Here is an 11,521-nt window from a genome sequence, read left to right as displayed (position 1 = left end):
CGGAATCGGACCCGGAACGGATGGCAGGTAGCATCGGGGCCATGAATGCCGACGAAGAAGACGACATCACCGAAGAACTGCTGGCCGACGCCGGGAAGCTGACCGGACTGAGCCTGGAACTCTTGGGCCTTGATCCGCACCCGGATGACTTGACGCCGGAACAGAGGCTGCAGTTCGAGCCGGAAGACCTGGACGAAATGGCGGCTGTCTCGCCGGAAGACCGGAAAACCGCTGTGAGCCAGACACTCCTGCTGGCAGGCCTTCTGTGGAACTCGTCGGGCCTGCTTGTGGACCAGCTCTTCCGCGATCTCGGGACCATGACCGCACTGGATGCCGTCACTTCGTCCGACGTCGCCGGTTCCGCTGTGCTGTCCTCGCTGCCGCCTCAGTTCGCCACCAGCTACGACGCGACGTTTACCCGGAAGTTCCTCGTGGTCGCTTCCGATGTGACGGCATCGCTGGTCCGCGGCTGGACAGCCCCCGGATGCCTCGCAGCAGAGCTCGCCGTCCACTGCCTGCTCGATCAGGCGGAAATCACCGAGGACATCTATGAACTCGACCTCCCGAAAGACTGGCGTGCTCAGGTCGAGGAAGTCCTGTTGGAGGAGGCGGAGAGTCCAGCCCTCTACTCGGACAGCCCCGACATCCCGGAAATAGACGCCGGGAAGCAGCGTATCGAGGGCTGGTTCACCCCCTTTACTTCCGGCAGCACCGTGCCGCCCTACGCCCTGGCCTAGGCGTCGAGGCCGGGAATCCGGGCGGTCTTTAGGCCGGAGCCTTCGGAATCATGATCCACAGCGCGATGTAGACCAGCTCGCCTATCCCCACCAAGCCAAAGATCACAAAGCCGAGCCTGACCAGGAACTTAGGGATCCCGAATCGGGCTGAAAGGGCGGCGCATACGCCGCCGATGATTTTTCCGCGGCGTGGCCGCTCCAGTGCTGTAGTCATGCGGCCACGCTACCGGAGAATGCCAGCGATAGAGACTGCCGAGTCCCTCGGGTTTCGACAAGCTCAACCACCGGGGCTCGACCACCAGCGGGACCTGCTACATGTGGACGTGCAGGCGCCGGGCCGCTTCGGAGATGGACCCGCTCAGCGACGGGTAGACGGTAAAGGTGTTGGCGACGTCGTCGACGTGGAGCTTCTGGGTGACTGCAAGGGAAATGGCGAAGATCAGCTCGGAAGCGTTCGGCCCCACCACAACACCGCCAATCACGGTGCCGGAGCCCTTACGCGCGAAGATCTTGACGAAGCCGTCCTTGTGGTTGCGCATTTTGGCGCGGGCATTGCTCTTGAGCGAGAGTTTGACGATGTCGCCCTGGTATTTGCCGGACTGGATCTCGGCCTCGGAGACCCCCACATTCGCGATCTCGGGTGAGGTGAAGATGTTGGACGCCACCTGGTGAAGCTTGAGCGGCATAACGCTGTCGCCCAGGAAATGGGCGATCGCGATCCGGCCCTGCATTGCGGCCACCGAGGCCAAAGCCAGCACGCCGGTGCAGTCGCCCGCGGCGTAGATGTTCGGCGCCGTGGTGCGGGAGACGCCGTCGACCTTTATATGGCCGCTCTCGGTGAGGGCCACGCCGGCCTCTTCAAGGCCTATGCCGGCGGTGTTCGGGATGGAACCCACGCAGACCAGGCAGTGGCTGCCGGTGACTTTCGATCCGTCACCGAGGGTGACCACCACGCCGTCGTCGGTCCGCTCGACGGTTTCGGCACGGGCGCGGGACAGGACGCGCACACCGCGGCGCTCGAAGACTTCCTCCAGCACCTCCGCGGCGTCGGTGTCCGAACCGGGGAGCACCCGGTCGCGGCTGGAGATCAGGGTGACTTTGGAGCCCAGGCCGTTGTAGGCGGAGGCGAACTCGGCACCGGTCACACCGGAACCCACCACAATCAGTTCCTCGGGAAGCTCGTCAAGGTTGTAGATCTGCGCCCAGTTCAGGATGCGTTCCCCGTCCGGCCGCGCGGTGGGCAGCTCGCGGGGGTGCGCGCCGACGGCCAGCAGAATGGTGTCCGCTTCCACGATTTCGGTGCCGTCAGCGGTCAGGACCTCGATGGTGTGGTTGTCCAGGAGCTTGCCCGAACCCAGCAGGATGCGTACGTTCTGGTGCTCCAGCCCAGTGGAGATGTCGGTGGACTGTTGGCGGGCAAGGCCCAGCAGGCGGTCGTTAATGTGTTTGAGGTCGGCGCGCATCGCCGGCACAAAGTCGCCACCGTCGACGTCGAACTTCACTCCCAGCTCGCCCGCCTCACCGACGCGGGTCATCAGATCCGCCGTCGCGATCAGGGTCTTGGAAGGCACGACGTCGGTCAGCACGGCCGAGCCGCCCATGCCCGCGCGTTCGATGATGGTGACCTGCGCTCCCAGCGAGGCAGCGACCATAGCGGCTTCGTAGCCGCCGGGGCCACCTCCGAGGATTGCGATCCGGGGGGAGCTGAAATCAGGGTGCGTAGTCACAATCAACCATTCTCGCGCATCTGCGCAGGGACCACCAATAAAAGAGTGGCCCGTCACGGTGCCGTCTGCGGCCCGGCGCGACGCTGTTGCCACTGTGCACAGCGGCACCGGCACGATAACTTGTACCAGTGAGTAATACAGACTTCCAGAACACGGACCCTTTCGCCGCCGCGCGCTCCGCCGCTGAGTACATCGCGCAGGAGACCGGGGTGGACAATCACGACGTCGCGCTCGTCCTGGGCTCAGGCTGGGCTGAAGCCGCCGACCTCATCGGCGAGACCACGGCCACCCTGACCGCCGACACTGTCCCGGGCTTCCACGCCCCGGCCGTGGAAGGACATGTGGGCACCATCCGCTCGGTCCTTACCAAAGAGGGCAAACGCGCGCTGGTCCTGGGTGCACGGACGCACTACTACGAGGGCAAAGGCGTCCGCGCCGTGGTCCACGGCATCCGCACCGCGGCCGCTGCCGGCTGCAAGACACTGGTCCTCACCAACGGCTGCGGAGGGCTGAACGAAAGCTGGACGCCCGGCACCCCGGTGCTCATCAAAGATCACATCAACCTCACCGCCACGTCCCCGCTTGAAGGCGCAACGTTCGTTGATCTGACGGATCTGTACAGCTCGCGCATCCGTGCCCTCGCCCGTGAAGTGGACTCCTCGCTGGAGGAAGGCGTCTATGCCCAGTTCAGCGGACCGCATTACGAAACGCCGGCCGAAGTCCAGTACGCCAAGCGGATCGGCGCGGACCTGGTGGGCATGTCCACCGCATTGGAAGCGATCGCCGGCCGGCACGCAGGCATGGAAGTGTTCGGAATTTCGCTGGTCACCAACCTCGCAGCCGGCATCAGTGCCATGCCTCTCAGCCACCAGGAAGTCATCGGGTCCGGCCAGGCCGCCGGACCGCGGATTTCCAAACTGCTGGCTGGGATCATAGCCAAGCTTTAGGACAACGCGGGGTCACTAAGCGCCCAATGGAGGCTTTCCCATGGGCGTCTAGTGACCCCCCGTTGCTGTAGGGCTGGTCAGGTTCGCGGACCGACGAGCTGCAGGACGGTGGACTCCCGGGCCTCGGGAAACCGGCGCTCGATGGACTGGGCGATCCCGGCAATGCTCTGCCGGGACAGCTCAGTCCGCCAGGTGACTTCGGCGTGGCGCATGGTCTGCGAAATAAGGCAGGTGCGCGCGTAGTCGGCGTCCATGCTCCCGCCCGGGGCGTCCTTGGCGATGCCTTCGCACCGGAAGGCATGGTCATTTCCTTCGATGGCCAGGACCACGTCAAGGACGGAAATCCGCTCCGGACGCCTGGCCAGCGAGAATCCGCCCCGCGGGCCGGATACCGAGGTCAGGATCCCGGCCCGCACCAGCGCTTGGAGCTGTTTGTTCAGGTACGCGGCGGGAAGCTTGTAGAACTCTGCCAGCCGTGCACTGCTGACAGCCTCCCCCGGCGCGGTCCAGGACATGTTGACGCAGCTATGCAGCCCCCATTCAACGCCCTGCCCCAGTTTCATATTCGCGACATTACTTGTCCAGAAAATTTCCTGCAAGGATTTCGCTGCTTTCCGCTGTCACAGGCGAGTGTTCAGGCACAGTTCCTGAACCAATGACGATAGCGTTGACCGCATGACGTCCTCCGATGCCGCTTCCTTGTTCAGCCAAGCCCGCGAATGGGCGGCCAAAGATCCGGATCCCGCCACAGCCGCAGAGCTCACCGAGCTGCTGCAACTCGCGGAGGAGGGCTCCCCCGCAGCGTCACAGGAGCTGGCCGACAGCTTCAGCGGCACCCTGCAGTTCGGCACCGCAGGCCTCCGCGCCGCCCTCGGCGCCGGGCCGAACCGGATGAACCGCGTGGTGGTGCGCCGTGCCGCCACCGGCCTCGCCGACTTCCTGGTTGAGGCGGTGGGTGAAGCCGCCCCCGGGACCCGGCCACGCGCCGTCGTCGGCTATGACGCCCGCTATAACTCCGACATCTTCGCCGAGGAAACAGCGGCCATCTTTACGGCCGCCGGGATCGAAACGTTTCTGATGCCGTCTGCGCTGCCCACCCCGCTGCTCGCTTTCGCTGTGCGGGCCCTCGATTGCGACGGCGGTGCGATGGTGACGGCCAGCCACAATCCCCCGCAGGACAACGGCTACAAGGTGTACCTGGGCCGCCATGCCGTGGAGGACAGCGGCCGCGGTGCGCAGATCGTGGCGCCCTACGACGCCAGGATCGCCGCGCGGATCGATGCCGTGGGCGCACTGGAATCCATCACCCTTGCGGCGGACGGCTGGACTGTCCTGGACTCGTCGGTGGCTGCGGATTATGAACGCGCGACGGCGGCACTCGCCGATGCGGCCCGCTTCCCGTCCCGTGATCTGCGGATTGTCCTGACGCCCATGCACGGTGTCGGCGGCGAGACTGCCGTGGCGGTGCTGAATGCTGCCGGCTTTGCCGATGTGACCCTGGTGGCCGAACAGGCGGAGCCGGATCCCGACTTTCCCACGGTGAACTTTCCCAATCCGGAGGAACCAGGCGCCCTGGACCTGGCCCTGGAGACCGCCGCCCGCGTCGACGCCGATATTGTCCTGGCCAACGATCCGGATGCGGACCGCGCTGCAGTGGCGGCGAAAGATCCGGACACCGGCGCGTGGCGCATGCTGCGCGGCGACGAAGTGGGCGCGCTGCTGGGGGCACACATTGTGGCCCGGCTGGCGGCTGGCGCTGACGAAGCGTCCGGCAGTACGGTTGAAGCAGGCGGTGGTGACGGGGCCGGCGTCTTCGCCAATTCGATTGTGTCCTCGCGCCTGCTCTCCCGCATCGCTGCCGCGGCAGGCTACGCGCATGAGGAAACGCTGACCGGGTTCAAGTGGATTTCCCGGGTGCCCGGGCTGGTCTACGGCTACGAGGAAGCCCTGGGCTATTGCGTGGCACCTGGACTGGTCCGGGACAAGGACGGGATCTCCGCCGCTGTCCTCATCGCGGAGATGGCTGCCGCCGCCAAGGCGGTCGGGAAAACCATCTTCGACACCCTGGACGAGCTTTACCTTCAGCACGGGCTGCACGCCAGCGACCAGCTGAGCATCCGGGTGGCGGATCTGGGCCTGCTGGACGCCATGATGAACCGGCTCCGGGTGAGCCCGCCCGATTCGTTCGGTTCGTCCGCTGTTGAAACTTTTGTGGACCTGGCCGAAGGGAGCGAGCACTTGCCGCCCACCGATGGCCTGCTGTATCTGACCCGGGACGAGACCCGGGTCATCATCCGGCCCAGCGGCACCGAGCCCAAACTCAAGTGCTACCTGGAAGTCATCCTTCCAGTTGAGTCAGCGGCCGAGCTGCCGGAGGCCCGGCAGGCAGCCCGGACTGCCCTGGACAATGTGGTCGACGATGTCCGCGAGGCCATCGGGCTCTGACGGGTCGTTAGACCGCGACTTCGATGAAGCCGTCGGAAATGCGGGTGCTGAACGTTTCCAGGCGCACGGTGGCGGTTCCGAAGCATTCGCCGGTTTCCAGGTCGTAGACCTCTTTGTGCAGCGGCGAAGCGATGGTGGGGCGTGTGCCGCGTGAACCCAGAATGCCGCGGGCCATCACGTGGGCGCCGGTGGCTGGATCTTCGTGGGCCACGGCAAAAACCTCACTGGGGCCGGTCCGGAAGAGTGCCACCTGGCGGCCTTCAATGAGGGCTGCTTCGCCCCAGGCAAGCTCAAGCTCGTCTACGGCGCAGACCCGGTGCCACGTCGCGGTGTCGGCGGCGAGCGCCCCAAGTTCCAGTGTTGCCGTCATGTCCGGCTCCTCTCCCCGTGCTTGATTGGCCACCTTTATGGCCGTACCAAACAATTTAGGCAACGGGTGTTTCAAAGGCGTGCAGTGAATGTGTCCGGCGCGTAAAAGAGACCTCACCCGATCGGAAACGCGTTCGTGATGCAGAAGTTAAGCCTACGAAACAAAAGGGAAACTGAAGCGAAACTGCGACTACCTAGTCTGAATGCATACCTCGTCAGAGAAGGTCGCGGAATTCCGTCTGCGGCCCATGCGAAAGGCCCACAGTGACCGAACAGACTTCAAGCACAGAGAACACGCGCCGCATCGTCGTCGCCGGTGGCGGCCCCGCCGCCCACCGCTTCGCCGATGCCATGCATTCCCGTGGCCTCGAAGGCTGGCACGTCACGGTCCTCACGGAGGAAGCCCACCTGCCCTATGACCGGGTAGCGCTCTCCAAGGCCCTCACGGACACCGGTGTCGACCTGACGCTGGGATCCGCGTCGATGTGGGACCACGCTTCCCTGGAGCTGAAGACCGGCGAGCGCGTGGTGAAGATCAACGCCGAAGCCAAGACGGTGGAGACCGCCGCCGGCAACACCTTCGAATACGACGACCTGGTGGTCGCAACCGGCTCGAATGCCGCCCGCCTGCCCATCCCCGGCAACGAGCTCACCCACGTCTACCGCACGCTCGAAGACGTCTGGGCCATTAACAAGTCCATCACCGAGCTCACGGAAAAGCTCGGCCGCAAGGTCAATGCCGTCACCATCGGTGGCGGGCTCCTCGGACTCGAATCGGCCGCCGGCACGGAGCAGCTCGGCGCCACGCCGATCGTCATCGACGGTTCGCAGTGGCTGATGGCCACGCAGCTGGATGAAGGAGCGGGCCAGGCAATGGGCCGGCTCATCAAGGCCAAGGGATTCGAAGTCCACGGCGGCGTCTTCCCCTCCGAAGTCCTCTCCGACGACGAGGGCCAGGTCACCGGTGTCCTCATGGCGGACGGCCGCATCATCGACGCAGACATGGTGATCGTCGCCATCGGCGTCCGGCCCCGCGACGAACTCTTCCGCGCCGCCGAGGGCGACGAACAGGTGTTCAGCCTGGGCCAGCGTGGCGGTGTGGTCATCGACGACTCCTGCGCCACCGAGGTACCCGGCATCTGGGCCATCGGTGAAGTGGCCAACTTCGGAGGCATGTGCCTGGGCCTGGTGGCCCCCGCCAACACCATGGCAGAGATCGTGGCCGACCGCCTGCACGGAGGCGAGGCCACCTTCCCCGGCTTCGACACCGCCACCAAGCTCAAGCTCTCCGGCGTGGACGTAGCCAGCTTCGGTGACGGATTCGCCAAGACCGAGCACTCGCTCGAAATCGTTTACGCCGACCCCGCCCGCGGCGTCTACCAGAAGATCGTCACCACCGACGATGCCAAGACCCTCCTGGGCGGCATCTTCGTGGGCGACGCCAGCCCCTACACCAGCCTCCGCCCGCTCCTGGGCCGCGAACTCAGCGCCGAGCCCGGCGCGTACCTCACGGCAGCGGGCGGCGGTGAAGCCCCGGACACCGAGCTCCCGGACGACGCCATCCTGTGCTCCTGCAACAACGTCTCCGCCGGAACCATCCGCGACACCGTCAACGGGTGCGGTGCCTGCGACGGCAACGCCCCCGTCCAGGAGCTCGGCGAGCTCAAGGGCTGCACCCGCGCCGGGACCAGCTGCGGATCCTGCGTCCCGATGCTCAAGAAGCTGCTGGAAACCGAACTCACCAAGTCCGGCGTCGAGGTCTCCAAGGCACTCTGCGAGCACATCGAACTGTCCCGCCAGGAACTCTTCGACGCCATCCGCGTCCTGGAACTGACCTCCTTCGAGGAGATCATGGCCAAGTACGGCACCGGCGCCGGCTGCGACATCTGCAAGCCCACCATCGCCAACATCCTGGCCAGCCAGAACAGCGCCTACGTCCTGGACGCCGGCCGCGGCACCCTGCAGGACACCAACGACCGCGCCCTCGCCAACATGCAGAAGGACGGCACCTACTCGGTGGTCCCCCGCATCGCCGGCGGCGAAATCACCCCCAAGAAGCTCGGCGTCATCGCTGCCGTGGCCGAGAAGTACAACCTGTACACCAAGATCACCGGCGGCCAGCGGATCGACATGTTCGGCGCCCGGCTGGAAGAGCTGCCGGAAATCTGGAAGGAACTGGTGGACGCCGGCTTCGAATCCGGCCAGGCGTACGGCAAGAGCCTGCGCACCGTGAAGTCCTGTGTTGGTTCCACCTGGTGCCGCTTCGGTGTCCAGGACTCGGTGGCCATGGCCATCCAGCTCGAACTCCGGTACCGCGGCCTCCGCAGCCCGCACAAGCTCAAGATGGGCGTCTCCGGCTGCGCCCGCGAATGCGCCGAGGCCCGCGGCAAGGACGTGGGCGTTATCGCCACGGCCGACGGCTGGAACCTGTACGTCGGCGGTAACGGCGGCGCCACCCCGGCCCACGCCCAGCTGCTGGCCAAGGACCTCGACGACGAAACCCTGCTCAAGTACATCGACCGCTACTTCATGTACTACATCCGCACGGCGGACCGCCTGCAGCGCACCGCGCGCTGGCAGGAAGAGCTCGACGGCGGCATCAAGCACGTCGAGGACGTGGTGGTCAAGGACACCCTGGGCATCGCCGAGGAGCTCGAAGCCGCCATGGCCAAGCACGTTGACACCTACGTGGACGAATGGGCGGACACCCTGAAGGACCCCGAGCGTCTGCGCCGGTTCCGTTCCTTCGTCAACGCGCCTGACCAGAAGGATGACTCCATCACCTTCGTTTCCGACGAGCGTGGCCAGATGCGCCCTGCCACTGCGGAGGAAAAAGGCAAGGTCCTGATCGGCGCCTCCATCCCCATGCGGCCCCGCGCCGAGAACGAGGTATAGCCATGCAGCTCAGCATTGATCTCACCGGCCGCGAAGTCCTGGTCACCGGATCCGACCACGCCGCCCGCCAGGCGGTCCGCCGCTACGAGGCCGCGGGCGCCGTCGTCTACCGCCTCAGCACCCCTGCGGGTGCAGCGCATGACGGCCCGCTCCCCGAGCGTCCGTTCCTGGTCGCGGCGGTCGACGACGGCCAGCCCGGCTGGGAGTCCCTGCTCGAGCGCTGCGCCGCCACCGGCATCCCGGTGGCGGCCGAGCCGGCCGCCGGACCGGTCGGCCACGTCACCCTGGTGGGCGGCGGACCCGGCACCACCGAGCTGCTGACCGTCGCCGCCGTGAAGGCCCTCCGCGATGCGGACGTGGTGTTCTTCGACCGGCTGGCTCCCTGCCAGGACCTGCCGGACCTGACCTCCGCCGAACTGGTGGATGTGGGCAAGAAGCCCGGCCACCACAAGGTGGGCCAGGCCGACATCGAAAAGCTCATGGTCGAAAGTGCCCTCGCCGGCAACAACGTGGTCCGCCTCAAGGGCGGCGACCCCTACGTCTTCGGCCGTGGCGGCGAGGAAGTTGCCTCCTGCGTGGCGGCGGGTGTGCCAGTCCGTGTCATCTCCGGCGTCACCAGCGCGATCTCCGTGCCGGCGGCCGCCGGCATCCCCGTCACGCACCGCGAGGTCAGCCACATGTTCACCGTGGTCTCCGGCCACGCGCCACTGACCGAAAAGGAACACACGCACCTGGTCGGACTGGGCGGCACCATTGTGGTCCTGATGGGCATCGGCACCCTGCACCAGCTCGCGGCCGGGCTCCGCAAAGCCGGTATGCGCCCCGATATGCCCATGGCCGTCGTCGAACGCGGTTACCGCCCCGGCCAGCGCACCACCATCGCGGACCTGGGCACCATCACCTCCGCCGCTGCAGGGTGCAGCAATCCCGCTGTGCTGGTCATCGGCGAGGTGGTTCGCGTGGCGGAAGCCAACCGCGGGCATGCTGAGGCCGCCGCCGACCTCGACCGGCTGGCGGCCTCGCTGCTCGGTTCATGAAAGGATTGACCCCCATGACCGCACTGGCACCCGCTGAACCTGCCCAGCTTGAAGAGACCTCCGGGCCGGAGGCTGCGGACTCCCCGCTGGAGGGCTTCCGCATCGGAGTCACCTCGCACCGTCGCTCCCGGGACCTCATCGAGGCCCTGGAACGCCGCGGCGCGGAAGTACTGCACGCGCCGGCCCTCAAGATCGCCCCGGTGCAGGAGGACATCCGCCTCATCGAGGACACCAAGGCCATCATCGACGCACGCCCGGACCTGTGCATCGCCACCACGGCGTACGGCATGCGCCGCTGGTGCGAAGCTGCTGATTCCTTTGGGATCGGTGAGCAGCTGCTGGAAACCCTCGGGGCCTGCCGGATGTTCGTCCGGGGCCCCAAAGCCCGCGGCGCCGTCCGCGCGGCCGGACTCGCCGACGTCGGAATCAGCAGCGACGAAACCACCGCAACGCTGGTGGATATGCTGCTCGCCGAAGGCGTGCGCGGCAAGACCGTGGCCGTGCAGCTGCACGGCTACACGGACGTCCGGCAGCTGGAACGCCTGCGGATGTCCGGCGCCACAGTCCTGACGGTCACCCCCTACCGCTGGGTAAAGCCCGACGGCGAAGACCGGCTTCCGCGCCTCATCGAGGCTGTGTGCAGCGGCAACCTGGACGTGCTCACCTTCACCAGCGCCCCCGCCGTCGACGCCATGTGGAGTACAGCCCACGAAATGGGCGTCTACAAGCAACTCATCGAAAGCCTCAAGATCAACGTCACCACGGCAGTGGTGGGGCCCGTCACGGCCCAGCCCCTGCTCGACGCCGGTATCTCGCCGCTCGTTCCGGAACGGTTCCGGATGGGCGCCCTCATCCGGCTGGTGTGCGAGCACCTCGCCCTGAACCACGTCCGGCGGCTGGACACCGCGTCCGGCAACCTTGAGCTGCGCGGCCGCAGCCTGCGGGTCGACGGAGCGCAGGTTGAGCTGGCCCCTGCGCCGCTGCTGCTGCTGCGTGCCCTCCTGGGGGCCGGTGGGGCCGTGCTTTCCCGGGAATCGCTGTCGGAGCTGCTCGAGCTGAAGGGCTCGGTCCACGCCCTGGACATGACTGTCAGCCGCCTGCGGTCATCACTGCCGGACGGCCGCCTGGTGGAGACGGTGGTCAAGAGGGGTTACCGGATCCGCGTCTAGGGACGCGCTCCGGCCGCCTTTGTGTCAGTCCGGAGCGCAGGGAGAGGTACGTCACGGGTTTTGTTACCGGCCGGTAAACGCTGGCGAACAAAGGGTGTTCTCCCAGCAACAGCGGGGAAACACGCCTGAAAAGCCCGCCGCCTACGCTGGGATTCATCACGAAGTCCCGGCCGCTCCAGCGGCCGCCAGCAAAAG

General features: G+C 66.4%; 10 protein-coding genes. 6 read left to right on the top strand and 4 right to left on the bottom strand.

The genetic code is table 11. The annotated features are described in order from the left end of the window. The first annotated feature begins 41 nt into the window (after window positions 1-41). Window positions 42-737 carry a hypothetical protein gene (locus NG698_RS01170; RefSeq protein ID WP_252607840.1) on the top strand — a complete coding sequence of 232 codons (696 nt, stop codon included), beginning with the start codon at window positions 42-44 and terminating at the stop codon, window positions 735-737. Window positions 738-765: 28 nt separating this feature from the next. Here the strand turns inward: NG698_RS01170 and NG698_RS01165 are convergent, their stop codons facing one another. Beyond that, the gene (locus NG698_RS01165) at window positions 766-951 is read right to left on the bottom strand and encodes a PspC domain-containing protein (protein WP_056348113.1); all 186 of its coding nucleotides are present in this window, start codon (window positions 949-951) and stop codon (window positions 766-768) included. Between the two features lie 97 nt (window positions 952-1,048). Further along, complete coding sequence (locus NG698_RS01160) at window positions 1,049-2,464, bottom strand: NAD(P)H-quinone dehydrogenase (protein ID WP_252601108.1); 1,416 nt, start codon at window positions 2,462-2,464, stop codon at window positions 1,049-1,051. 128 nt (window positions 2,465-2,592) lie between these two features. Between NG698_RS01160 and NG698_RS01155 the strand changes: the two genes are divergently transcribed. Then, entirely contained in the window at window positions 2,593-3,411 is an 819-nt protein-coding gene (locus NG698_RS01155; protein ID WP_252607839.1) for a purine-nucleoside phosphorylase, read from the top strand. Between the two features lie 77 nt (window positions 3,412-3,488). Here the strand turns inward: NG698_RS01155 and NG698_RS01150 are convergent, their stop codons facing one another. Then, window positions 3,489-3,974, bottom strand: coding sequence for an RrF2 family transcriptional regulator (locus NG698_RS01150; protein WP_252601102.1), 486 nt, complete (start codon window positions 3,972-3,974; stop codon window positions 3,489-3,491). 112 nt (window positions 3,975-4,086) lie between these two features. Here NG698_RS01150 and NG698_RS01145 point away from each other — a divergent pair, with 112 nt between their 5' ends. Continuing rightward, on the top strand, window positions 4,087-5,856 hold the full coding sequence (locus NG698_RS01145) for a phospho-sugar mutase (RefSeq protein WP_252607838.1): 1,770 nt from the start codon (window positions 4,087-4,089) through the stop codon (window positions 5,854-5,856). A gap of 7 nt (window positions 5,857-5,863) precedes the next feature. Here NG698_RS01145 and nirD read toward each other — a convergent pair whose 3' ends face one another. Beyond that, the gene (gene nirD / locus NG698_RS01140; RefSeq protein WP_252601097.1) at window positions 5,864-6,226 is read right to left on the bottom strand and encodes a nitrite reductase small subunit NirD; all 363 of its coding nucleotides are present in this window, start codon (window positions 6,224-6,226) and stop codon (window positions 5,864-5,866) included. 263 nt (window positions 6,227-6,489) lie between these two features. Here nirD and nirB point away from each other — a divergent pair, with 263 nt between their 5' ends. From nirB to NG698_RS01125, 3 genes are read left to right on the top strand one after another with little or no spacing between them, the layout of a single operon-like run. Beyond that, the gene (gene nirB, locus NG698_RS01135; protein WP_252607837.1) at window positions 6,490-9,120 is read left to right on the top strand and encodes a nitrite reductase large subunit NirB; all 2,631 of its coding nucleotides are present in this window, start codon (window positions 6,490-6,492) and stop codon (window positions 9,118-9,120) included. 2 nt (window positions 9,121-9,122) lie between these two features. Further along, window positions 9,123-10,157 (top strand): uroporphyrinogen-III C-methyltransferase, encoded by a 1,035-nt coding sequence (gene cobA, locus NG698_RS01130; RefSeq protein ID WP_252607836.1) that lies wholly within the window; start codon window positions 9,123-9,125, stop codon window positions 10,155-10,157. Window positions 10,158-10,171: 14 nt separating this feature from the next. Further along, entirely contained in the window at window positions 10,172-11,326 is a 1,155-nt protein-coding gene (locus tag NG698_RS01125) for a uroporphyrinogen-III synthase (RefSeq protein ID WP_252601088.1), read from the top strand. Window positions 11,327-11,521: the final 195 nt, after the last annotated feature.

Source organism: Pseudarthrobacter raffinosi (assembly GCF_023913735.1).
Lineage (GTDB): Bacteria > Actinomycetota > Actinomycetes > Actinomycetales > Micrococcaceae > Arthrobacter > Arthrobacter raffinosi.
This window is presented reverse-complemented; position numbering and strand designations above follow the sequence as displayed.